At 63.6% G+C, this 22,375-nt stretch carries 19 protein-coding genes and 2 pseudogenes; 10 read left to right on the top strand and 11 right to left on the bottom strand.

The features are described 5' to 3' along the window. The first annotated feature begins 32 nt into the window (after positions 1-32). A pseudogene (locus tag M8744_RS15545) lies at positions 33-539 on the top strand (TRAP transporter small permease). After that, positions 539-1,487: pseudogene (locus M8744_RS17870) on the top strand (TRAP transporter large permease subunit). The pseudogenes M8744_RS15545 and M8744_RS17870 overlap by 1 nt, the downstream one beginning before the upstream one ends. A gap of 126 nt (positions 1,488-1,613) precedes the next feature. Here M8744_RS17870 and M8744_RS15525 read toward each other — a convergent pair. The 7 genes from M8744_RS15525 to M8744_RS15495 form a co-directional block, all read right to left on the bottom strand. Next, complete coding sequence (locus M8744_RS15525; RefSeq protein ID WP_251419445.1) at positions 1,614-1,829, bottom strand: formate dehydrogenase subunit delta; 216 nt, start codon at positions 1,827-1,829, stop codon at positions 1,614-1,616. Position 1,830: 1 nt separating this feature from the next. Beyond that, entirely contained in the window at positions 1,831-2,649 is an 819-nt protein-coding gene (gene fdhD / locus M8744_RS15520; protein WP_434481380.1) for a formate dehydrogenase accessory sulfurtransferase FdhD, read from the bottom strand. Further along, complete coding sequence (gene fdhF, locus M8744_RS15515; protein ID WP_251419443.1) at positions 2,646-5,543, bottom strand: formate dehydrogenase subunit alpha; 2,898 nt, start codon at positions 5,541-5,543, stop codon at positions 2,646-2,648. The genes fdhD and fdhF overlap by 4 nt, the downstream gene beginning before the upstream one ends. Next, the gene (locus tag M8744_RS15510) at positions 5,540-7,066 is read right to left on the bottom strand and encodes a formate dehydrogenase beta subunit (RefSeq protein ID WP_251419441.1); all 1,527 of its coding nucleotides are present in this window, start codon (positions 7,064-7,066) and stop codon (positions 5,540-5,542) included. Before M8744_RS15510 ends, fdhF begins: the two co-directional genes overlap by 4 nt. Beyond that, positions 7,063-7,551 (bottom strand): formate dehydrogenase subunit gamma, encoded by a 489-nt coding sequence (locus tag M8744_RS15505; RefSeq protein ID WP_251419439.1) that lies wholly within the window; start codon positions 7,549-7,551, stop codon positions 7,063-7,065. The genes M8744_RS15510 and M8744_RS15505 overlap by 4 nt, the downstream gene beginning before the upstream one ends. A gap of 87 nt (positions 7,552-7,638) precedes the next feature. Beyond that, positions 7,639-8,544 carry a LysR family transcriptional regulator gene (locus M8744_RS15500; protein WP_251419437.1) on the bottom strand — a complete coding sequence of 302 codons (906 nt, stop codon included), beginning with the start codon at positions 8,542-8,544 and terminating at the stop codon, positions 7,639-7,641. A 52-nt stretch (positions 8,545-8,596) separates the two neighbouring features. Continuing rightward, entirely contained in the window at positions 8,597-9,769 is a 1,173-nt protein-coding gene (locus M8744_RS15495) for an amidohydrolase (protein ID WP_251419435.1), read from the bottom strand. Positions 9,770-9,862: 93 nt separating this feature from the next. Between M8744_RS15495 and M8744_RS15490 the strand changes: the two genes are divergently transcribed. The 4 genes from M8744_RS15490 to M8744_RS15475 all read left to right on the top strand — a co-directional run bounded on the left by M8744_RS15490 (position 9,863) and on the right by M8744_RS15475 (position 14,639). Beyond that, positions 9,863-10,702, top strand: a complete 840-nt coding sequence (locus M8744_RS15490) for an arsenate reductase/protein-tyrosine-phosphatase family protein (protein WP_251419433.1) — start codon at positions 9,863-9,865, stop codon at positions 10,700-10,702. After that, positions 10,699-11,697 (top strand): ArsJ-associated glyceraldehyde-3-phosphate dehydrogenase, encoded by a 999-nt coding sequence (locus M8744_RS15485; protein ID WP_251419431.1) that lies wholly within the window; start codon positions 10,699-10,701, stop codon positions 11,695-11,697. The genes M8744_RS15490 and M8744_RS15485 overlap by 4 nt, the downstream gene beginning before the upstream one ends. Continuing rightward, positions 11,694-12,959: an organoarsenical effux MFS transporter ArsJ gene (gene arsJ, locus M8744_RS15480; protein WP_251419429.1), complete on the top strand. Its 1,266-nt coding sequence runs from the start codon at positions 11,694-11,696 to the stop codon at positions 12,957-12,959. Before M8744_RS15485 ends, arsJ begins: the two co-directional genes overlap by 4 nt. A gap of 66 nt (positions 12,960-13,025) precedes the next feature. Further along, positions 13,026-14,639, top strand: coding sequence for a GMC family oxidoreductase (locus tag M8744_RS15475; protein WP_251419427.1), 1,614 nt, complete (start codon positions 13,026-13,028; stop codon positions 14,637-14,639). Between the two features lie 30 nt (positions 14,640-14,669). Here M8744_RS15475 and M8744_RS15470 read toward each other — a convergent pair whose 3' ends face one another. From M8744_RS15470 to M8744_RS15455, 4 genes are read right to left on the bottom strand one after another with little or no spacing between them, the layout of a single operon-like run. Then, entirely contained in the window at positions 14,670-15,533 is an 864-nt protein-coding gene (locus M8744_RS15470) for a beta-keto acid cleavage family enzyme (RefSeq protein ID WP_251419425.1), read from the bottom strand. Position 15,534: 1 nt separating this feature from the next. After that, positions 15,535-16,335, bottom strand: a complete 801-nt coding sequence (locus M8744_RS15465) for a TIGR03084 family metal-binding protein (protein WP_353049796.1) — start codon at positions 16,333-16,335, stop codon at positions 15,535-15,537. Then, positions 16,332-18,320 carry an acetyl/propionyl/methylcrotonyl-CoA carboxylase subunit alpha gene (locus tag M8744_RS15460; RefSeq protein WP_251419423.1) on the bottom strand — a complete coding sequence of 663 codons (1,989 nt, stop codon included), beginning with the start codon at positions 18,318-18,320 and terminating at the stop codon, positions 16,332-16,334. Before M8744_RS15460 ends, M8744_RS15465 begins: the two co-directional genes overlap by 4 nt. 2 nt (positions 18,321-18,322) lie before the next feature. Continuing rightward, on the bottom strand, positions 18,323-19,942 hold the full coding sequence (locus tag M8744_RS15455; protein ID WP_251419422.1) for an acyl-CoA carboxylase subunit beta: 1,620 nt from the start codon (positions 19,940-19,942) through the stop codon (positions 18,323-18,325). A 278-nt stretch (positions 19,943-20,220) separates the two neighbouring features. Between M8744_RS15455 and M8744_RS15450 the strand changes: the two genes are divergently transcribed. From M8744_RS15450 to rplK, 4 genes are all read left to right on the top strand, one after another. Next, the gene (locus M8744_RS15450) at positions 20,221-20,835 is read left to right on the top strand and encodes a hypothetical protein (protein WP_251419420.1); all 615 of its coding nucleotides are present in this window, start codon (positions 20,221-20,223) and stop codon (positions 20,833-20,835) included. Positions 20,836-20,910: 75 nt separating this feature from the next. Beyond that, positions 20,911-21,108 carry a preprotein translocase subunit SecE gene (gene secE, locus M8744_RS15445; RefSeq protein WP_251419418.1) on the top strand — a complete coding sequence of 66 codons (198 nt, stop codon included), beginning with the start codon at positions 20,911-20,913 and terminating at the stop codon, positions 21,106-21,108. 197 nt (positions 21,109-21,305) lie between these two features. Beyond that, a complete protein-coding gene (nusG, locus tag M8744_RS15440) occupies positions 21,306-21,839 on the top strand; it encodes a transcription termination/antitermination protein NusG (protein WP_251419416.1) in 534 nt (177 codons plus the stop codon). Positions 21,840-21,949: 110 nt separating this feature from the next. Further along, positions 21,950-22,375 carry a 50S ribosomal protein L11 gene (rplK, locus tag M8744_RS15435; RefSeq protein ID WP_251419414.1) on the top strand — a complete coding sequence of 142 codons (426 nt, stop codon included), beginning with the start codon at positions 21,950-21,952 and terminating at the stop codon, positions 22,373-22,375.

The raw sequence follows: 22,375 nt of genomic DNA, 5'->3' as shown, positions 1-22,375 counted from the left end.
CCGCCCGCATTTTCTTGGGCAAGGGGCAGGCAATGCAGGCGCTTATCCGCACATATACCATGTTTTTATACCTGATGGCGGGTGTCGCCGGCGCGATGCTGATCTGGTTGATGGTGTCGGTGATCGTGTCGGTCGCTATGCGCAATGCTGGAATCCAGCCCTTTGCATGGCTGTTCACCTCGTCGGAATACGCGCTTTTGTACATGACAATGCTGGGCGCGCCCTTGCTGGCGCGCGAAAAAGGCCATGTCCATATCGAACTGGTGACGGCGGCCCTGCCCGAAGCGCTGCGTCGCGTTGTCAGCCGAGCGGTCGCCGTTTTTTGCGTGCTGGTTTGCGTGGTCCTGGCGTGGAAAGGCGTCGAACTGGTGGCCACCAATCTTGAACGAAACGATTACGCCGTGCGTGCTTAGTACTTTCCGCGCTGGATCTTGACGATCTCGTTCCCTGTCAGTTTTGGCCTGATGGCAGTGGAATTCGCGCGCTTCGGTTTTGGGGAAGATCTTTTGCACTCGGGGCAAGCGGGGATACACGAATAATGGAGTGGTACGAGGCACTGGCCCTTTTGCTGGGGTCTATAGTGGGGCTGATGGCGCTGGGAATGCCCGTGGCGTTGGCCTTTCTTGCTGCCAATATCGTGGGGGCCTGGGTCTTCATGGGCGGGGATCGCGGTGTCTCGGCGTTGCTCAATAACGGGCTTGGGTCACTGACCAAGTTCGCCCTCGCGCCTATTCCGCTGTTTTGCTGATGGGCGAGATATTCTTTCACACCGGGTTGGGCGCGCGGATGTTCAACGCCATCGACCGGCTGATGGGCAAGCTGCCTGGGCGGTTGAGTTATGTCACCGTGTTGGGCGGCCCCGGGTTTTCCACCTTGTCTGGGTCTTCGATGGGCTCCACCGCGCTGCTGGGCAGCCTGGTGGTGCCGGAGATGAGCAGGCGCGGCTAAAAGAAACACATGTCGATCGGGCCGATACTGGGCACGGGCGGCTTGGCGATCATCATCCCGCCCTCCGCATTGGCCGTGCTGAAGGTGACGCTGATGGCGTATATCATCGTCTTCGGGTCGGCCACGTTCAGCCAGCTTCTGGCCTTTTCGGGCGCATCGCGCGGATTGATCGACTGGGCGACCAGCTACGACCTGGCCCCCATTGCCATGTTGTGCGTGATGTTCGCGGTGCTGCTCCTGGGGATGTTCATGGAGCAGATTTCCATGATGCTGCAGACCGTGCCGATCTTTTTCCCGCTGGCGCAATCGCTGGGGTTCGACCTGGTGTGGTTCGGCTTGATAATGCTGCTGGCGCTTGAAATCAGCTTTACCACGCCACCCTTTGGCTTTTTGTTGTTCGTTATGAAAGGCGTGGCCCCGCCCGAGACCGCGATGCGCGACATCTACGTATCGGCGTTTCCCTTTATGGGGTGTTCATTGATCCTGGTCGTGCTGTTGGTGGTCTTTCCGCAACTGCGTTGTGGTTGCCCGGACTTTAGCCATGATCCAGCGGTGTCGCTGGCGCGACGCTTGAAATCTCGGCCCCTTTCGGGCCTGGGGTGTGGGGGCGCTGCCCCCGTCCGCGTGACGCGGACGCCCCCGGGGTATTTCGGGCAAGAGGAAGATCAGGCCGGGACGCGAATTTCTGCCATCGCCGCGATCACCAACGGGTCGAGCCCGGCCCCACCCTGCGCCACGTGTTCGGATAGTTGTGCCCGCATGCGCGGATCCCAGAAATCGTTGATATGGGCGGCAATGCGCGATGGCTGATCGTCGCCCGGCTGCGACTTGAAGAAGGTGGCGATCTGGTTTGCCATCATGGTCATTTTCTCGGGTGTCATGTCAGGCTCCGTCGATGATGCGATGCGCGTGGGCGAAAATGTCGAAACCGCCACCGCGGGCGAAGGCCGCCAGCGTGAGCCCCGCGCTATCGGCGGTGTCGGCGGCCAGCGCGGTGGGGGCCGAAACGGCGATGAGCACCGGCGCGCCAGCGATCACGGTTTTCTGCACCAGGTCGATCGAGACGCGGCTGGTGAGCACGAAGGCGCCGGTGGACGGATCGGTGCCCTGGCGGGCCAGCGCGCCTATCAGCTTGTCGAGCGCGTTGTGGCGCCCCACGTCTTCGCGGGCGCAGGTGATGCCCATGCCCGGTTGCAAAAAGCCCGCTGCGTGGGTGGCGCGGGTGCGATCATGCAGTGGTTGATGGGCGCACAGCGCGTCGGTGGCGGTGGCAACCTCATGCGCGGTCAGGTGCAGCCCCGTATCGGGAAGGCGCGGCAGATCGCGCATGGCGGCATCCAGGCTGTCGATACCGCAGAGGCCACAGCCCACAGGGCCCAGCATCGCACGGCGGCGCTGTTTCAGCGCTGCGCCACGATCGGATGCGAGCCAGAACCGCGCCTCGATTCCGCGGTCGTGGTGAATGACCTCGAAGCCTTCAACCTCGTCGAGACCGCCGATCAGGCCTTCGCTCAGGGCAAAGCCATGGGCGAAATCGGCGATGCGATCGGGGCTGGCCATCATGACCGCCTGGGTCGTGCCATCGAAAACGAGCGCCACGGGCACCTCGTCGGGCAGGGCGCGGCCGATGGCGTGCTGTCCTCCGGGGTGTACCGAAACCCCGGCAAGCGATTTATGGGCGCGCACTGTCATCGCCATCATTCCGCTGCCGGCAGGATGCGGCGGGCCCGTTCGGCCTGCGCGGCATAGTCTTCCTGCCATTCGGATGGGCCGTTCGACGGGCTGACCTGCACCGCCGTTACCTTGTATTCCGGGCAGTTGGTGGCCCAGTCGGAATAATCGGTCGTGATCACGTTGGCCTGCGTGTCGGGGTGATGGAAGGTGGTGTAGACCACCCCGGGGCTGACACGGTCGGTGATTTTTGCGCGCAGCGCGGTTTCGCCGGAACGGCTGGCCAAGCGCACCCAGTCACCATCGCGCAGGCCGCGGTTCTCTGCGTCATGCGGATGAATTTCTAGCACGTCCTGGTCGTGCCAGATGATATTCTCGGTGCGTCTTGTCTGGGCGCCGACATTGTATTGCGACAGGATGCGCCCAGTGGTGAGCAGCAGCGGAAAGCGCGGGCCGGTGCGTTCATCGGTGGCCACGTACTCGGTGACGATGAAACGCCCCTTGCCCCGCACGAAACCGTCGACATGCATCAGCGGCGTGCCCTCGGGGTGGTCCGTGTTGCAGGGCCATTGCACGCTGCCCTTTTCTTCGAGCAGGTCATAGGTGACGCCGGCGAAGCTGGGCGTGGTGGCGGCGATTTCTTCCATGATCTGGGCCGGGTGGGTATAATGCCAGCCTGCGCCCATCGCGTTGGCCAAAAGTTGTGTCACCTCCCAATCGGCGTAACCGTTGCGGGGCTTCATCACTTCGCGTACGCGGTTTATGCGGCGTTCGGCATTGGTGAAGGTGCCGTCTTTCTCGAGGAAGGTCGAGCCGGGCAGGAAGACATGGGCGTAATTGGCGGTCTCGTTCAGGAACAGGTCGTGCACGATGACGCATTCCATGGCGGCAAGCCCGGCGGCCACGTGCTTGGTATCGGGGTCGGATTGCAGGATGTCCTCGCCCTGGCAATAAAGCCCCTTGAAGGTGCCATCGACGGCGGCGTCGAGCATGTTGGGGATGCGCAGGCCCGGTTCTGGGTCGATCGGCACGCCCCACGTTTTTTCGAATACTTCGCGCACGTCGGCGTTCTTCACATGGCGATAGCCGGGCAGTTCGTGGGGAAAGCTGCCCATGTCGCAGGAGCCTTGCACGTTGTTCTGGCCGCGCAGCGGGTTCACGCCCACGCCGGGCCGGCCGATATTTCCGGTGAGCATGGCGAGGTTGGCAATGCCCATCACGGTGGTCGAGCCCTGCGAATGTTCGGTCACGCCCAGGCCGTAATAGATGGCGCCGTTGCCGCCGGTGGCAAAGAGGCGCGCGGCGGCGCGCAGCTCATCCGCGGGAACGCCGGTCAGCATCTCGGTCGCCTCGGGGCTGTGACGGGCATCGCTGACGAAGGCGGCATAGTCCTGGAATTCATCCCAATCGCAGCGGTCCCGAATGAACGCTTCGTCGAACAGCCCCTCGGTGACGATGGTATGGGCCAGCGCGGTCACCACGGCGACGTTGGTGCCGGGGCGCAGGGGCAGGTGATGCGCGGCCTTTACATGGGCCGATTTCACCAGGTCGATGCGGCGCGGGTCGATCACGATCAACTTCGCGCCCGCGCGCAGGCGCTTTTTCAAGCGGCTGGCAAAGACTGGGTGCCCATCGGTGGGGTTGGCGCCGATGATGATCACCACGTCGGTGTGCTCGACGCTGTCGAAATCCTGCGTGCCGGCGCTGGTGCCGAATGTCTGGCCCAGCCCGTAGCCGGTGGGCGAATGGCAGACTCGCGCACAGGTGTCGGTGTTGTTGTTGCCGAACACCGCGCGGGTCAGTTTCTGGACGAGATAGGTTTCCTCGTTCGTGCAGCGCGACGAGGTGATGACGCCAATGCTCTTTTGCCCGTATTTTTCCTGCAGGCCGCGCAGGCGACTGGCGGCGAAAGTGATCGCCTCGTCCCAAGAAACCTCGCGCCAGGGTTCGTCGATGGTATCGCGGATCATCGGGTTGAGGATCCGGTCGCCATGGCTGGCATAGCCATAGGCAAAGCGGCCTTTCACGCAGCTATGCCCGCGGTTTGCCTTCCCATGCTTGTAGGGCACCATGCGCACGATCTGGTCGCCCTGCAACTCGGCCTTGAACGAGCAGCCGACGCCGCAATAGGCGCAGGTTGTCACCACGCTGCGATCGGGCGTGCCCATCTCGATCACCGATTTTTCCTGCAATGTCGCGGTGGGGCAGGCCTGCACGCAGGCGCCGCAACTGACGCAGTCGGAGTTCAGGAAATCGTCACTGAATGCGCCCGCCGACACGCGGCTGTCGAAGCCGCGCCCGTCGATCGTCAGGGCAAAGGTGCCCTGCACCTCTTCGCAGGCGCGCACACAGCGGTTGCAGACGATGCATTTGGCTGGATCGTAGGTGAAATAGGGGTTGCTGTCATCCTTGGGCAGGTACTCGGGGTTGGCCTGCCCGCTGGTGTCGCGCGCGGCAAAATGGTTGGCCAGTCCTGCGCCCTCCGGCGCTTCGTAGCGCACGTCGCGCAAGCCCACGGCGCCAGCCATGTCCTGCAATTCGCAATCGCCGTTGGCGGCACATGTCAGGCAGTCGAGCGGGTGGTCGCTGATATACAGTTCCATCACGCCCTTGCGGATTTTGCGTACCTTGTCTGACTGGGTGTGCACCGCCATGCCGTCGCTGACAGGCGTGGTGCAAGAGGCGGGCGTGCCGCGTCTGCCCTCGATCTCGACGACACAGAGCCGGCACGATCCGAACGCCTCGAGGCTATCGGTGGCGCAAAGCTTGGGCACCTGTACGCCGGCCTCGGCGGCGGCCCGCATGACCGATGTGCCCTCGGGCACAGTAACCGCGAACCCGTCGATGGTGAGCGTCACCATGACGTCCGATTTGGACGCGGGCGTGCCCATGTCACGGTCGTCGGGGATGATGAAATCCTTCATTCTGCGGCCTCCTTCGCGGTCGCGAACTCGTCGGGGAAGTGGGACAGGGCGGACATCACGGGGAAGGGGGTGAAGCCCCCCAACGCGCAAAGCGAGCCCTCTTTCATGGTCTCGCACAGGTCGGTCAGCAGCTCGACGGCCGCGCCGTCGCCTTGTGCAATACGGTCGATGGTTTCCACGCCGCGCACAGCGCCGATGCGGCAAGGTGTGCACTTGCCGCAACTTTCGATGGCGCAGAACTCCATGGCGAAACGCGCCATCTCCAGCATGTCGGCCCGTTCGTCGAACACGACCAGCCCGGCATGGCCAAGCAGCCCGCCTTCGGCGTCCAGCTCTTCATACCCCAGGGGTGCCTCGAATTTCGATGCGGGCAGATAGGCGCCCAGCGGCCCGCCCACTTGCACTGCCTTGACTGGGCGACCCGTGGCTGTACCGCCGCCGAGATCGTTCACTGCCTCGTCCAGCGTGATGCCGAACGCCGTTTCGAAAAGCCCGCCGCGTTTCACGTTGCCCGCGATCTGAAGCGTCACTGTGCCGCGCGACCGGCCCAAGCCGAAATCGGCATAATACTGCGCGCCTCGTTCGAAGATCACCGGAACGGTGGCCAGGCTGATCACGTTGTTCACGACCGTGGGGCGGCCCATGAAACCTTCGAGAGCGGGGAGCGGCGGCTTGGCGCGCACAACGCCGCGCTTGCCTTCAAGACTGTTGAGCAGCGATGTCTCCTCGCCGCAGACATAGGCGCCGGCCCCCGTGCGAATTTCCATGTCGAAGGCCCGGCCCGACCCCAACACATCGCCGCCCAGCACACCGGCGGCCCTGGCGGTTTCGACGGCCTTGTTCATCACCGTGATCGCATCAGGGTACTCGCTGCGCAGGTAGACATAGCCGCGCGTGGCGCCAACGGCCAAACCTGCAATAATCATTCCCTCGATCAGGGTAAAGGGGTCGCCTTCCATGATCATGCGGTCGGCAAACGTGCCGCTGTCGCCCTCGTCGGCGTTACAGACGATGTATTTCTGCGGCGCTTGTGCGTCATGTACGGTCTGCCACTTGATGCCGGTCGGAAAGCCGGCGCCGCCACGCCCGCGCAATCCGCTGGTTTTCACCTCGTCCACGATCTGTTGGCCGGTCATGCCAAGCGCGCGGCGCAGGCCGCTCAGCCCGCCATGTGCCCGGTAGTCATCCAGCGACAGCGGGTCGATCACGCCGCAGCGGGCAAAGGTAAGGCGGGTCTGGCGTTTCATCCAGTCCAGATCGTCCACCGGCCCCAACGCGCGCGGATGTACGGTGGGGTCATCGAACAGGGCGGGCACATCGCGTGGCAGCATCGGGCCGAACCCGTGGCGCTGCCCGTCGATCTCGATCTCGAGCAGCGGTTCCAACCAGATCATGCCGCGTGTTCCGGTGCGGATCAGCGTGACCTCGACACCGCGCTTGGCGGCTTCGGCCCCCAGGGCCTCGGCCACGGCTTCGGCCCCCAGGGCCTTGGCGGCGGCATCGCGGGGCAGGTAGATCTTCATCGTGCGGCCTCCGACAGGATGGTTTCGATCCGGTCGATGTCGGCACGGCCCAGCAAATCGCCATCGACCTGAACGGCGGGCGCGCAGGCACACAGGCCCAGGCAATAGACCGGTTCAAGCGTCACTGCGCCGTCGGGCGTGGTTTCGCCCCAGCCGATACCCAGCCTTTCCTGCAGTCGCTGCGCCAGTTCGTTCCCACCCATCGATTGGCAGGCCTCGGCGCGGCACACGCGCAGCACGCGGCGACCGGCAGGGGCTGCGCGGAAATCGTGGTAGAAGCTGATGACCCCCGCCACCTCGGCCTTTCCAAGGTTCAGCCGCTCGGCGATCAATGGCACGGCTTGTTGCGGAACAAAGCCGAATTCGTCCTGCAATGCGTGCAGGATCGGCAGAAGCGGGCCTTCAAGCCCTTCGAGGTCTGAAAGGATGCGATCGGTGCTGGTTTTCAGCACATCCTCGGCGACGTTGGCGGCGTCCATGCGCATTGGCGTCTCCCATGCTCAACGCCTTGGTTTCTGCGCATGTTTGGTTCAGCAATCAATATCGTTATTTCGTTCTTTGATAGATAAAATCTATCGTGTCGTCTGCGCGCTCTCATGCGTCGCAATCCGCCCCGCCACGCGGAAAAGCGCGGTCAGAACCGGTGTTCGGGTGTCCTGAAAGGGAGCGATCACCCCCACCGCGGGCGCGCCATGCGTCTCTTCGATCGGCACAACCGAAAGCGGATGGCCCTTGGCAAGGAAACGGGCATGATCCTCGGGCAGAATCGTTGCCCGCCCCCCGTTTATCACCGAGGCCACCAGCACGATGGTCGAGCCGCTTTCGATACGGGCGTGCGGCTCCACTCCGGCTTCCATGAAATTACGGTTGAGGATCCGGCGGTTCTGCATATCCGGTGTCAGCAGTGACAGCTCGATCCCGCCCAATTCGGACCAGGCCACATTGCTGCGCGCGGCCAGCGGGTGATCGTCGCGGCAAACCAGCGCGAAATGCTCATTATATAAAGGGGTCGAAGTCACACGGCCCAATGGTTCGTTATCCAGGTAGGAAATGCCTGCATCCGCATCGAGGTTTTCCAGCAGGTCGAGAATTTCAGTCGAGGCCCGCGACAGCACGGTAAACGACACGTTGGGATGCGCCTGCGCGAATTCCGTGGTCAACCGCGCGGCCCAGGTCAGTGCGGTCGGGATGACGGCAAGACGCAGGTGACCCGAGAGCCCTTCGCGCACCGAGCGCATCTCGTCGCGCAGCCGGCGGCTGTCGCCGACGATCTGCCGGGCCCAGACCAGTGCGCGCTGTCCTTCGGGCGTCAACCCGCCATAGCGCGAGCCGCGTTGCACCAGTTTGACGCCCAGCTGCGCTTCGAGTTGCTTGATGCCACTGGAAAGGCTGGGCTGCGTGATGCCGAGGCGTTCTGCCGCATGACCGAAATGTTTTTCCTTCGCCAATGCCAGCAGCATTTCCAGGTTCTTTATCATCGCCATGCCCCGTCGCGTCTGAAAACAACGATAGCGACGCAGGATGCCCCTGTCAGCCTGCCTTGTTCACCTCGTCCAGAATGGCCGCGAAGATCCGCACCCCGATCGGGATCAGATCATCGGGGAAATCGTAATCGGGGTTGTGCAGGGCGGGCATGTCGCGACCGGCACCCAGAAACAGCATGGCCAGTTCGCAATTGCCGCCGAAACGGCCGAAATCCTCGGACGGGCGCAGGGGCAGTCCGGCCTCGTCATGCGCAATTGCCAAACGGTCAAGCGCGGCGCGGGCAATATTCGTGGCACCGGGCGTGTTCTCGGTTGTCAGGAATACATCGTGATAGTCGATGTTTGCGTGCAGGCCATCCTGTCTGGCGGCCTGCTGCACCATCGTTTCGGCGGCGTGCACCAGGCGCTCCATCTGGTCATTGCGCAAGCTGCGCAATGTCACGAACAGCTCGGCCTCGCCAGGGGCCACGCCAAAGGCCGGTTCGCCCAGGCGCGCATGGCATATCGTGGCAAGCCGAAAATCGTCATCCATGTCGGGCTTTCCATGGCTCAGCCCGGCAAGGGCCGGCATCAGGCGAGCCAGGGCCGACATGGGGGATGTGCCCTTTTCCGGCTCGGATGCGTGGGCGGTGCGACCGCTCAGCCGTACCCGCATCCCACGCGAGCCACACATCACCGGCCCCGAGCCGAGCATGACATGGCCCAACGGCAAGCCCGGCAGGTTGTGGATGGCAAAGGCATGGCTGGGGCGTATATCGGCAAAGCGAGGGTCGGCCAGTACGCGGGCCGCGCCGGCTCCGTCTTCTTCGGCGGGCTGGAAAAGCAAGGTAACGACGCCGCGTTTCGGCCGCTGCCGGCCCAGCAGATGCGCAACGCCCATCAGCATGGCCATATGCCCATCATGGCCGCATAGATGCGCCACGCCGGGCATTGTCGAGCGATGCGGCACATCACCGATTTCCTGTATTGGCAAAGCGTCCAGTTCACAGCGCAGCAAGATATGTGGTCCGGGCTGGCCGCTGTCATAGGTGGCGGCCAAACCGTCACCACCAAGGCCCGTCAGCACCCGGTCGGGCGCGCTGGGTTGCAACATTTTCAGCACGCGCGCCGCTGTCTGCGTCTCGTGGCCCGAAAGCTCGGGGTGGCGATGCAGGCTGCGGCGCCAATCCGTCAGGGTGACGATCTGGGCATTGGTAAGCTGGGGCATGGGCTGCGTCATGAAGACAGGTTACCGATCAGCCGTGGCAAGCGACAGTGCTTTGTCATCAAAGTTTCACTTGCGACAGGTCAATATTTCGGTAATTCGAGAAATATGGAAAATCAGGTTATCCCCACGCTGGCCGCATTGGCGCATCCACAGCGCCTGGCGATCTTTCGTTTGCTCATGCGGCGTTTCCCCGATGCCTTGCCCGCGGGGGAAATCGCGGCCGTTCTGGCGCTGAAACCATCGACCCTGTCGGCCTATCTTTCTGCCCTTGCACAGGCGGGGCTGGTGACCCAGGCGCGGTCGGGCACGTCGTTGCGCTATGCGATCCAGATGTCGACGGTGCGGCAGACGCTCGATTTCCTGTTGACCGATTGCTGCCGGGGCCGCGCCGACCTGGGCGTGGCCTTGCCCCTTTCGCTAAAGGAGCCCGCCATGGCGAACGACAAATATAACGTACTGTTCATCTGCACGGGAAATTCGGCCCGGTCGGTTTTCGCGGAATCCGTCTTGCGCGCCACTGCCGGCGATCGCTTCAACGCTTACTCGGCAGGCACGGCGCCCTTTTCCGCGTTGAACCCGTTCGCGTTGGAGGTGTTGCAGGCCAAGGGGCATGATGTCTCGGGTCTGCGCGCCAAAAACATTTCAGAATTCCAGGACCCCGAGGCGCCACGTATGGATTTCGTGTTTACCGTCTGCGACCGCGCGGCGAACGAGGAATGCCCTGCATGGGAGGGCCAGCCCATAACCGGCCACTGGGGCGTACCCGACCCGGTGAAGGTCGAGGGAACCGATGCACAGAAATCGCTGGCGTTTCAGCAGGCCTACGGCGCGCTGGCAAATCGTATCCGCGCTTTTACCGCCCTGCCGTTCGCGGCGCTTGACCGTATATCCCTGCAAACGGCGGTCGATGACATTGCCAGCACAAACCCGAAGGAAACATCATGACCACCTACGCCATCAACGGCCTTGGCCGGATCGGAAAACTGGCGCTACGCCCGCTGCTGGAACGCGGGGCCCATGTCGCCTGGATCAACGATGCCGTGGGCGATTCCGAAATGCATGCGCATCTGCTGGAGTTCGACACGGTGCACGGCCGATGGCCGGCGAAATTCTCGCATGACGCCGATAGTGTGACGATCGATGGCACGCGCCTTCCGTTCATAGGCACGACCGATCTGAAAGCGTTGCCGCTCGACGGCGTCGACGTCGTGATCGATTGTACGGGGGCGTTCAAGACGCAGGCCAAGCTGGCCCCCTATTTCGCCGCCGGTGTGAAAAAGGTGGTGGTCAGCGCGCCGGTCAAGGACGGGCCGGCCGCCAATATCGTTTATGGCGTCAATCATGCCACCTATGACCCGGCGCAGCACCAAATCGTGACGGCGGCCAGTTGCACGACCAATTGCCTCGCACCAGTAGTGAAGGTGATCCATGAAAACCTGGGCATCAAGCATGGGTCTATCACCACGATCCACGATGTGACGAACACGCAAACCATTGTCGACCGCCCGGCCAAGGACCTGCGCCGTGCGCGTTCGGCCCTGAACAGCCTGATCCCCACGAGCACGGGCAGCGCCACGGCGATCACGCTGATTTACCCCGAGCTGACCGGGCGACTGAATGGCCACGCGGTGCGGGTGCCGCTGCTGAACGCGTCCCTGACCGACTGCGTCTTCGAGGTCGAGCGCGAGACCACCGCCGAAGAAGTGAACGCATTGTTCCAGGCCGCTGCCGAAGGGCCGTTGGCCGGCATCCTGGGATACGAAGAAAAGCCCTTGGTCAGCGCGGATTATACCAATGATGTGCGCTCTGGCATCGTTGATGCGCCCTCGACCATGGTTGTCAATGGCACGCAGGTCAAGGTTTACGCCTGGTACGACAACGAAATGGGCTATGCCCACAGGCTGGTCGACGTGGCGTTCATGGTGGGGGCCTCTCTTTGACCGATCGACCCGAGGGGCTGAGCGCCTATATCGCCGTCACCGCCGCCTACTGGGCCTTCATGTTGACCGACGGTGCATTGAGGATGCTGGTTCTGTTGCATTTTCACACGCTGGGGTTCAGCCCGGTGCAACTGGCGTATCTGTTCGTACTCTACGAAATCGCGGGCATGGTTACCAACCTGTCAGCGGGTTGGATCGCGGCCCGGTTCGGGCTGACCGCCACGCTGTATGCGGGGCTTGGTATCCAGGTGATGGCGTTGCTGGCGCTGGCGCAACTTGATCCGGGATGGTCGGTCGCGGCCTCGGTCGCGTTTGTCATGGCAGTGCAGGGGGCCAGCGGCGTGGCCAAGGACTTGGCCAAGATGTCTTCGAAATCGGCGGTCAAGTTACTGGCACCGGCACAGGGCGATGGGCTTTTCCGTTGGGTGGCGGTGCTGACCGGGTCGAAAAACGCGGTCAAGGGCCTTGGGTTCCTGCTGGGCGCGGCCCTGCTGGGGCTATTCGGGTTTACCGCGGCAGTTTTCGGGATGGCCGCCGCTCTGGCGGTGATCCTGGGCGCGGTGGTGGTGTTCATGCCCGCCGGCCTGCCGCGCGGGCGCAAGGGAGCAAAGTTTTCCGAGGTGTTTTCCGACTCGGCAAATGTCAATTGGCTGTCGGCGGCGCGCGTGTTCCTGTTCGGCGCGCGGGACGTGTGGTTCGTTGTGGGCATCCCTGTCTATTTCTACGCGGTTCTGTCGGATGGGTCCGAGGCGGGCGACCGCGCGGCTTTCTTCATGATCGGAACCTTCATGGCTGTCTGGATCATCCTTTACGGCGCGGTTCAGGCGGGCGCCCCTCGTATCCTGCGGGCGAAAGACCGGGGAGAGGCTGCACTTGTTCGCGCGGTGCGCGGCTGGGCATTGGCCCTGGCAGTGGTTCCCGTCGTTTTGACCGTGGCCGTGGCCCTTGCAGGCGGGGCCGCGCCTTGGCTTACGGCAACGCTGGTGGCGGGGCTTTTGGTGTTCGGCGCGTTGTTTGCCGTGAACTCTTCGCTGCACTCATACCTGATCCTGGCCTTCACCCGGGCCGAGCGTGTGACGATGGATGTCGGGTTCTACTACATGGCCAATGCGGGTGGGCGATTGCTGGGCACGGTGCTGTCGGGGCTGACCTATCAACTGGCCGGGTTGCCGCTGACACTGGGCACGGCGGCGGCGATGGTTGCGCTCAGCGCATTGATGGCCGGCCGGCTTGATGCCGTTGCGTCGGCCCCGGGCGGCTGACCCTCGGTTTCGCTGGACAAGGGCGCGCGGGCTGCGCTTCAATTCCCGTAAAAAGGGAGGGGTGCAATGCAGGCCGATTACGTGATCATTGGCGGTGGGTCAGCCGGGGCGAGCTTGGCCGCAAGGCTTAGCGAAGACCCGGCCACGACTGTTTGCCTTCTCGAGGCTGGCGGCGGTGGTAAGAGCATTTTCGTGCGCGCACCGGCAGGAACAGTGGCGATGCTGCCGGGATGGGGCAAGATCAACAACTGGGCCTTCAAGACCGCCCCGCAAGGGGGGTTGAACGGGCGGCGTGGCTACCAGCCGCGCGGGCGCGCCTTGGGCGGTTCCTCGGCCATCAACGCCATGCTTTACGTGCGCGGGCACCGGGCCGATTACGACCAATGGGCCGCCCTGGGTTGCGAGGGCTGGGACTGGGACAGCGTTCTACCCTATTTCAAACGCTCCGAGGGCAATGAACGCGGGGCCGACGCGGCGCACGGAGCCGATGGCCCCTTGCAGGTCAGCGACCAGAACGACCCGCGCCCGATCAGCCGTGCCTTTATCGAAGCGGCCAAGCAGATGCAGATCCGCGAGCGACAGGATTTCAATACCGGCGATAACGAGGGTGTGGGCCTATACCAGGTGACGCAGTTCCATGATGAAAAGCGTCGCGGCGAGCGGTGCTCGGCGGCTGCGGCCTATCTGCATCCGGTGATGGAAAAGCGCAAGAACCTGATCGTGCTGACCCATGCGCGGGCCACGCGCATCCTGTTCGATGGCAAACGCGCTGTCGGCGTCGCGTTTCGGCAAGGCCGGCGCGCGCAGACGGTGACCGCGCGGCGCGAGGTGATCTTGTGCGGTGGCGCCTTCAACTCACCCCAGATTCTGCAACTGTCCGGCATAGGCGCGGCCGATGACCTGCGGCCCCACGGGATCGAGCCGCTGCACGAACTGCCCGGTGTCGGGAAGAACCTCCAGGATCACCTGGATTTCACGCTTGCGTGGAAATCGAAGGATACCGACAATTTCGGCATCGGGCTGACGGGCGGGGCGAACCTGCTGCGTCACATGCTGCGTTGGCGCAAGGACGGCGGGGGAATGATCGCCTCGCCCTTCGCCGAGGGCGCGGCGTTTCTGAAAACCGCGCCGACGCTGGATCTGCCGGATATACAACTGCATTTCGTGATATCCATTGTCGATGATCATGCGCGCAGGCTGCACCCCGGCTACGGGTTCTCGGTACATGTCTGCGTGCTGCGACCGCGCTCGCGTGGCGTGGTGGGGCTGGAAAGTGCCGATCCGCTGGCGGCACCGCGCATCGACCCGCGTTACCTATCGGACAGGCGCGACCTTGATACGCTGATCGCGGGGGCCAAGCTGACGCGCCAGATCGTGATGCAGGAACCGATGGCGCGCTATCGCCACAAGGAAATGTTTGGGCTGCACGACGGGTTGAGCGATGCGGAGTGGGCGGCGCATATCCGCGCGCGCGCCGACACGATCTATCATCCGGTGGGCAGTTGCAGGATGGGCGTCGACGACATGGCGGTGGTTGGCCCGGACCTGCGCGTTCATGGGCTTGAGGGGGTGCGCGTCGTGGACGCCAGCGTGATGCCCACGTTGATCGGTGGAAACACCAACGCGCCCACGATCATGATCGCCGAGAAGGCCGCCGACATGATTTGTGACGTTGCGTAGGCCCGCGCCGGGGCGCAGGCCGGTGGACGCCTAAACTGCCGGAAGATCCAGGATCTGGCGCGCCTCGGCCGGGCTGGCAATGGCTCGGCCGGCGTTTTCCGCGCAGCCGGCCAGCGCCTCGATCAACTGACCGTTCGAGCGCGTTTTCCGGCCATCTGGCAGGTAGAACGTATCCTCGACCCCCGTTCGCAGCATGCCGCCCAACTCGGCCGCGCGTTGGTGGACAGGCCAAATTTCCTCGCGTCCTATCAGGGTGGCCTGCCAGGGCGCGCGGGGAATGAGATAGCCCATCAGCCAGTCCAGCAACGCTGCGTCCACCGGCATGCCCGAAGCGACGCCCATCACCAGGTTGTACTGCGCCGTTTCGGCCATGCCGTTTTGTACATACATGCCCACCGATCGCACGATGCCCGTATCGAAACATTCGAATTCGGGGCGGGTGCCGGTTTCGGACATGACATTCAGAAAATCCCCCACCTTTTGGGGCGTGTTGTCGAACAGCATGGGCGGCCAGGCCCAACTGCCGTCGCGGCGCAGTTTCAGATAGTTGAGCGACCCGGCGTTGCAGGCTCCGATCTCGGGGCGCAGGGCGCGCAGAACGTCGAGCGCGCCCTGGTAGTTCGGCCCCACGGTGCCGGTTGTAGAGTTTATCACGATACCGGGGCAGGCTGCGCGGATGGCATCGACGATGTCGCGCGCCATCTGCGTATCCCAACTGGGCAAGTGGCCCTTGCCGGGTGCCTGCTGGCGATAATGCACGTGTATGACCGAGGCGCCGGCGGCCATCGCCTCCTTTGCCGAGGCGGCGCAGTCTTCTGGCGTGACGGGCACGGGGTGCTTGGCAGGATCGGTCAGAACGCCGTTGAGCGCGCAGGTAAGGATTGCCTTGTCCATGTCAGACAGCCTTGCGATGCCGGTTGCCCGGTGCCGGGGGCAGGTTGGGTGGCCCGGCAAAGCATTGGGCATGGGCCATCCATTGCTGCGCCCCGTGGCCGTCTACCGTCAGCGCGGTGTCGGCCAGCGCGCGGGTTTGGGTGACGACCGCGGCAAAATCCGCGGCCGGGCCGCTGATTCGGCCCGCGGATGCGTCGCCGAAGTGCCAGCGTGCGCCCGAGGGGGCGGTCAGCTCAAGCGCGGGCATTGCCGCAGGCACGTCAAGCCCATGGACTTTGTGCGACCAGCCGAACGTGTTGACGCCCAACATCACGATGTTGCGGATGCGGTCGGTTTCCGTGCGCGCCTGGCCCAAGACGTCGAAGACCTCGAACCCGTGCGCCCAGGTTTCCATCTGACGCGCGGTAATGGAAGACCGCGCCGACATTGACGGCCCGGCCCAGGGCAGCCGTGCCTTCGGGTCCATACCGGCCCAGCGGTGAGCCATGTCGCGCGCATGGGTGATCCATGCCTCGCGCAGGGCAGGGCCGCGCAGCTCGATCGTGGCGTTTTCCGGGCCGCGCATTCCCTCGCCCCGCTGGAACGAGGCAACGACCGGGGCGATCATGCGCTGGAACGCGGGCTCATCGCGCGCCGAAAGATCGGCCGCGCGGTTCCAGAAATGCAGATGCACCAAGACATCGTCGATGGTCCAGCCCTTGAACTGTGTGGTGGTGTCAAATCCCGCCTCGGGCAGATCGGCCAAAAGCGAATGGAGCGTCTCGCTTTCTGCAAGGAAATCTTGTGCTTCGGTCAGGGTCATGCGGTAGTCTCCGTTTCCTCGATGATAGCGATGAGGGTGCCAGCCTCGACCTGCTGACCTGTGCGCACGTCAACCTGGCTGACAATGCCGCTGGTGCCGGCGCGTAGTTGGTGCTGCATCTTCATCGCTTCCAGAACAGCGAGAACCTGCCCCTTTTCGACGGGTTGGCCCTGTTGCACGTCCACCGAGATGACAAGCCCCGGCATCGGCGCCGTAACGCTGCCCGCAGCCCCGGCTTCGGACGCCTCGGCCCAGCTGCGGCGATGGCGTATGTGAAAGGCCCGGGACCCTGATTGCAGATACAGACCGCCATCGTCATCCAGGGCAAAACTGAACTTTCGCCGCCTGCCATCAATCTGCATCCTGGCGCGCGGGGGTGTTGCAAGCAACTTCACCTCGTGGCGCCAGCCCGGGCCGCTGATCTGCCAACACCCCGGCCCCTGCGCCAGGGCAAAAACCGTATGCCCACTGCCGCCAAGCTCAAGATCAAGCGGCACGGCCTGTCCGCCATCGGAGGCAAAGCCCATCAGGCTGTCGTCGGGCAGCGTCGACTCCGTTCTGGCCTGTTGCGCCCGGGCCTCGACGATCAGCGCCGCCGCGGCGGCCTGTTCGGCGCTGTCGGCATGGTCGGCGGGAATGCCGGTGCCATAGGTGCCAGCGATGAAGCCCGTGGTGGCCCGGCCTGCGACGAATGCGGGCTGTGCCAGGATATCGGCCAGATGCGCGGCATTCGTCGTCACGCCAAGAAGAACCGTTTGCTCCAGTGCAGACAACAGGCGCTGGCGGGCGACCTCGCGTGTGGGGCCGTGGGCGATAACCTTGGCCAGCAACGGGTCGTAATGGGGGCTGACGGCCTGGTTTGTGGCAATGCCGGCATCAACGCGTATGCCCTCACCCATGGCCGGGTCGAACGCGGCGATCCGACCGGTTGCCGGCAAGAAATCTTTCGCCGGGTCCTCGGCATAAATCCGAACCTCGATCGCGTGACCGTCAAGATTGATGTCTTCCTGTGCCAAACGCAGGGGCGCTCCTTTTGCGACGGCGATTTGAAGCGCCACCAGATCCAGCCCGGTGATCATTTCGGTCACCGGATGCTCCACCTGCAGCCGGGTGTTCATTTCAAGAAAATAATAGCTGCCATCGGCATCAAGCAGAAACTCCACCGTGCCTGCGCCAAGGTAATCCACGGTGCGCGCGGCTTGCACCGCGGCCCGACCCATCGCGGCGCGCAGCTCGGGGGTTAGAACGGGGCAGGGGGCCTCTTCGATCACTTTCTGGTGGCGGCGCTGGACCGAGCAATCGCGCTCGCCCAAGTGGAGTGCCGTGCCATGGCTGTCGGCGAAGACCTGGATTTCGACGTGGCGCGCGTCTTGCACCGCCCGCTCCAGGATCAGGGCGTCGTCACCGAAGGTCGATTGTGCCTCGGCGCGCGCGCGCGCCAGCGCATCGGGCAGCTCTGCCGCATGGGCGACCAGTCGCATTCCGCGTCCTCCACCGCCGGCGGCCGCCTTGACCATCAGTGGCAGGCCGATCCGTTCGGCTTCGGCCAACAGGGTCGCATCGGATTGATCCTTGCCCTGGTAGCCCGGCAGGCAGGGCACACCGGCCTCGATCATTGCGCGCTTGGCGGCGGCCTTGTCGCCCATTGTCTCGATCGCCCGTGGCGACGGCCCGATGAAGGTCAGCCCGGCCTCGCTCACGGCGCGGGCAAAGCCCGCATTCTCCGACAGGAAACCATAGCCGGGATGGATGGCTTGTGCGCCGCTGGCTTGCGCGGCGTCCAGTATGGCCGAAATGTTGAGATAGCTTTGCGTGACCGGGGCGGGGCCGATGCAGATCGCCTCGTCGGCCAGTGCCACGTGCGGTGCATCGGCGTCGGCCTCGGAATGGACTGCCACGCTACGCAATCCAAGCGCCCGGATGGTGCGCATGATGCGGCAGGCAATTTCACCGCGATTGGCCACAAGGATCGTTTCGGACGCCATGGTCACATCCTTGCCACGCCAAAGCTGTTGGGCCGCAGCTTGCGCTGCCGCCCCTCAAGGCAGGTCAGCAGGCACAACGCCAGGACCTTTCGGCTGTCGCGGGGGTCGATCACCCCGTGGTCAAGGCATCGCCCCGACGTGAAGAAGGGATCGGATTGGCGGTCGAAAAGCGCCTGTATCGTGGCCTCCTGTTGCGCGATCCGGTCCTCGTCCGGCGCGGCACCGCGGCGCTTTGCCCCGGCGCGGGCCACCATGCTCATGGTGCGGGCCGCCTGTTCGCCGCCCATCACGCCCGAGCGTGAATTTGGCCAGGCAAACAGGAAGTCGGGCTGATAGGCGATGCCGCACATCCCGTAATTGCCAGCCCCGAAACTGGCGCCGCAATAAAGCGTGATCTTGGGCACATCGGCGTTCGAGACGGCCTGGATCATCTTGGATCCATGCTTGATGATGCCCGCGCGCTCATACGCGGTGCCGACCATGTAGCCGGTCGTGTTGTTGAGAAAAATCAAAGGCGTGCCGGCCTGGTCGCAGGCCTGGATGAAATGTGTGGCCTTATTGGCGCCGTTCGGGTCGATAGGGCCGTTGTTGGCCAGAATGCCCACGGTGATACCGTGGATCTGTGCCTGCAGGCACAGCGTCGCGGGGCCGAAATCGGGCTTGAACTGGTCGAAATCCGAGCCGTCGACCAGCCGCGCCACGACCTCGCGCATGTCGTAAGGGGTTTTGGGGTCGGTCGGCACGATACCGGCAAGCTCATCCATGTCACGGGACGGCGGCGCAACGTCGCGTTTCTTGGGTGCTGGCACGTCGCGGTTCCAGTCAAGCCGCGCCATCACGCGCCGGGCCATGTCGATGGCGTGGGCGTCATTCTCGGCCAGGTACTCGACGAGGCCCGACACCGTGGCGTGCATTTCGGCGCCGCCCACTTCCTTGTCGGTGGTCGTTTCGCCCGTGGCAGCGTGGACGAGGGCCGCACCGGCCAGGGCCGCCATGCCGTTTTCCTTTACCGCGATCACGTAATCGGACAGCCCGGGCATATAGGCGCCACCTGCGGTTGATGGGCCGTGCAGCACCGCGACCGTGGGTAGCCCTGCCGCCGAGAGCCGGGCAAGGTTGCGAAAAACCGCGCCGCCATGGGCCCAATCCTCGACCCGGTAATTCATCAGGTTTGCGCCGGCGCTTTCCACCAGGTGGATGAATGGCAGTCTTTGGCGCAGCGCGATATCTTGCACCGACAGTATCGCCTGCAGTGCCATGGGGCTGAGCGCACCGGCATTTATGCCGCTGTCATCCACGATGATGGCCGCCCGCACGCCCGACACGTGGCCGATACCCGCGATGAAGGTGCTGCCGGGGATCGAGGTGTCTGGATCGTCGGTGTCAGCAAGATAGCCCGCAAGGCTGTGCAGACGCAAAAACGGCATGCCCGGGTCAAGCAGCCGGGCCAGCCTTTCACGCGGGGTGATCTGGCCGCGTTCATGAAAGCGCGCGCGCCGTTGTTCGGATTTTTCCGCGGCACGCCGTTCCAGCGCGCGCAAATGTTCGATGCCCTGCAGCATCCGGGCACGGTTGTCGTCAAAGCCGGGGCTGTCGGGGCCCAGCTGCGGTCCTGTCCACATCGCGCGCTCCTCCCTTGTGCGCGGCCCACCAAGGGGAACGTTACGAAGCGCGTGGCGCAAGCACAAATTCAATTTTCGGAGCGCGGCCACCGGGCTAGGTAAACTGTTGGGTGGGCTTGATTTTACCTCACGTCGTGCCACAGGGACACAGGGCAACTGCATGGTGCCGCTGTTTTGCCATCGTGTTGACGCGGTATGGTCGAAATTCCTTGCCAATGTCCGGGGCGATGATGCCAGCCGCGTTGCGGTGGATTTTTGTAGTGTGTTGCGAGGTGGGCATGACGAAACAGAATGACAAAACGAACCCTGACGAAGACCTTTTGGCCATTCGTGCGCTGATGGATGATGGCGATGCGCGACCGGCAAATCCGGCGCCAGCCCACGGGGGCATGGCCAATGAAGCGAGGCATGCCGAAACGAAGCGGGCCTCGGCGCCAGCGGCCAGAAATGCCCCGTTGCCACATGGTGTTGCCTCTCAAATCAAGGCCCGTATCCTTGCCTACCGACCGTCGCGCCGCCACATCGCGCTGGCGGTCCTGGCGGTCCTGGTGTTACTGGCGCTGTTCCGGCCGTGGTTGCTGGTGACGTTGACCCTGTTGCCGATCATCCTCGTGGTCGGGGTGTTCGCAGCGTCTGGGCGTGACCGGTTCTGGAACGGTGTTTTACGCCTTTACCGCGGCTACCATGCCCGCCGCCCGGCCCGGGCAGAACGGTTGCGGCAACGCATGGATGCCTTCGCCATGCGCTGGGACGCGTTTCTTGACCGTTTTCCAGAGGGCATGGTGGATGCGCTATATTTGCCCGACCTCGATTCGCTGCAGGCCCAGCAGGACCGCCACGCCGAGGCATTGAAACGCCGCTTCGAACGCTTGCAGGACGAGATGCAGGCTTGATTGCGGGCAAGGTGCCCTTGAAATCGCCGGCGACCCCCGATATGTGGGCTTCTGATCTGATCGAAAGGTGCAGGCATGGCGCGCACGAACCCCCTTCAATTCATTCAGCAGACCCGGGCCGAAGTGGCCAAGGTGGTTTGGCCGACCCGCCGCGAGGTGGTGTTGACCACCGTGATGGTGTTCATCATGGCCGCACTTACGGCGGTATTCTTCGGGGTGGTCGACCTGCTGATCCGCTCGGGGTTGTCGGCGGTTCTGACGGTTTTTGGCTGACATCTGCGCCCGCGCAGTTTCTTGCCCGTCAGGGTTGCCAATAGGCACTATTGTTTGTAACAGACAGAACTGATCCGGAAATGGCGTGCGGCGATTCGTGTTGCACGCCGATTTTTTGTTTCGGAAGACGTGCGTAAGCACATACAACCAAAAGATTTTTCGGCCTCCGGGTCGAGGGGACAAGGACTGAGGTCAAGATGGCGAAGCGTTGGTATTCGGTGAGCGTGCTCTCGAATTTCGAGAAAAAGATCGCCGAACAGATCAGGCAGTCCGTTGTCGAGAACGGCCTTGAGGACCAGATCGAAGAGGTTCTGGTGCCAACCGAGGAAGTGATCGAGGTGCGTCGGGGCAAGAAAGTCACGACCGAGCGTCGCTTCATGCCGGGCTATGTGCTTGTGCGCATGGAAATGTCCGACCAAGGGTATCACCTGATCAACTCGATCAACCGCGTCACCGGGTTTCTTGGCCCGCAAGGGCGCCCGATGCCCATGCGTGATGCCGAGGTCGAGGCGATCCTGGGGCGTGTCGCCGAGGGCGAAGAGTCGCCGCGCACGCTGATCCGGTTCGAAGTCGGTGAAAAGGTCAAGGTCAACGATGGGCCATTCGAAGATTTCGACGGCATGATCGAAGAAGTTGATGAAGACAGCCAGCGCCTCAAGGTGTCGGTGTCGATCTTTGGTCGGGAGACCCCGGTCGAACTGGAATTCACCCAGGTCACCAAGCAAACGTGATCTGAGTGGCGAACCGCGGGAGGCGAGGGCATCGCGATGCCCGGGCCGAACCGCGACAACGAAAAGCCCGCTGACGCGTCAACGGGCTGTTGGAAAGAAGGAGAGGCCAGATGGCCAAGAAACTCGTCGGCACGCTGAAGCTTCAGGTGCCCGCCGGTCAGGCGAACCCCTCGCCGCCCGTGGGCCCTGCCTTGGGTCAGCGCGGCATCAATATCATGGAATTCACCAAGGCGTTCAACGCCAAGACGGCAGACATGGAGCCCGGCGCCCCGTGCCCGACCGTGATTTCCTACTACCAGGACAAGTCCTTTACGATGGACATCAAGACGCCGCCGGCGTCTTACTACCTGAAAAAGGCTGCCAAGCTGAAATCGGGTTCGAACACGCCGGGCCGCGCGACCGCTGGGTCCGTGACCGTGGCGCAGGTTCGTGAGATCGCCGAGGCCAAGATGAAGGATCTCAACGCGACCGACATCGAAGCCGCGATGAAAATCATTCTGGGTTCGGCCCGGTCCATGGGCATCGAGGTGAAATAA

It is taken from the genome of Lutimaribacter degradans, from assembly GCF_023703375.1.
Taxonomy (GTDB): domain Bacteria; phylum Pseudomonadota; class Alphaproteobacteria; order Rhodobacterales; family Rhodobacteraceae; genus Lutimaribacter; species Lutimaribacter degradans.
The sequence above is the reverse complement of the archived record's forward strand: the minus strand, read 5'-3'. Positions and strand labels throughout refer to the sequence as shown.

What these genes read in the sequence shown, in the direction of transcription:
- M8744_RS15525 (WP_251419445.1), bottom strand. Translation starts at nt 1,829, where the DNA reads ATGACACCCGAGAAAATGACCATGATGGCAAACCAGATCGCCACCTTC.
- fdhD (WP_434481380.1), bottom strand. Translation starts at nt 2,649, where the DNA reads ATGATGGCGATGACAGTGCGCGCCCATAAATCGCTTGCCGGGGTTTCG.
- fdhF (WP_251419443.1), bottom strand. Translation starts at nt 5,543, where the DNA reads ATGAAGGATTTCATCATCCCCGACGACCGTGACATGGGCACGCCCGCG.
- M8744_RS15510 (WP_251419441.1), bottom strand. Translation starts at nt 7,066, where the DNA reads ATGAAGATCTACCTGCCCCGCGATGCCGCCGCCAAGGCCCTGGGGGCC.
- M8744_RS15505 (WP_251419439.1), bottom strand. Translation starts at nt 7,551, where the DNA reads ATGCGCATGGACGCCGCCAACGTCGCCGAGGATGTGCTGAAAACCAGC.
- M8744_RS15500 (WP_251419437.1), bottom strand. Translation starts at nt 8,544, where the DNA reads ATGATAAAGAACCTGGAAATGCTGCTGGCATTGGCGAAGGAAAAACAT.
- M8744_RS15495 (WP_251419435.1), bottom strand. Translation starts at nt 9,769, where the DNA reads ATGACGCAGCCCATGCCCCAGCTTACCAATGCCCAGATCGTCACCCTG.
- M8744_RS15490 (WP_251419433.1), top strand. Translation starts at nt 9,863, where the DNA reads ATGGAAAATCAGGTTATCCCCACGCTGGCCGCATTGGCGCATCCACAG.
- M8744_RS15485 (WP_251419431.1), top strand. Translation starts at nt 10,699, where the DNA reads ATGACCACCTACGCCATCAACGGCCTTGGCCGGATCGGAAAACTGGCG.
- M8744_RS15475 (WP_251419427.1), top strand. Translation starts at nt 13,026, where the DNA reads ATGCAGGCCGATTACGTGATCATTGGCGGTGGGTCAGCCGGGGCGAGC.
- M8744_RS15470 (WP_251419425.1), bottom strand. Translation starts at nt 15,533, where the DNA reads ATGGACAAGGCAATCCTTACCTGCGCGCTCAACGGCGTTCTGACCGAT.
- M8744_RS15465 (WP_353049796.1), bottom strand. Translation starts at nt 16,335, where the DNA reads ATGACCCTGACCGAAGCACAAGATTTCCTTGCAGAAAGCGAGACGCTC.
- M8744_RS15460 (WP_251419423.1), bottom strand. Translation starts at nt 18,320, where the DNA reads ATGGCGTCCGAAACGATCCTTGTGGCCAATCGCGGTGAAATTGCCTGC.
- M8744_RS15455 (WP_251419422.1), bottom strand. Translation starts at nt 19,942, where the DNA reads ATGTGGACAGGACCGCAGCTGGGCCCCGACAGCCCCGGCTTTGACGAC.
- M8744_RS15450 (WP_251419420.1), top strand. Translation starts at nt 20,221, where the DNA reads ATGACGAAACAGAATGACAAAACGAACCCTGACGAAGACCTTTTGGCC.
- secE (WP_251419418.1), top strand. Translation starts at nt 20,911, where the DNA reads ATGGCGCGCACGAACCCCCTTCAATTCATTCAGCAGACCCGGGCCGAA.
- nusG (WP_251419416.1), top strand. Translation starts at nt 21,306, where the DNA reads ATGGCGAAGCGTTGGTATTCGGTGAGCGTGCTCTCGAATTTCGAGAAA.
- rplK (WP_251419414.1), top strand. Translation starts at nt 21,950, where the DNA reads ATGGCCAAGAAACTCGTCGGCACGCTGAAGCTTCAGGTGCCCGCCGGT.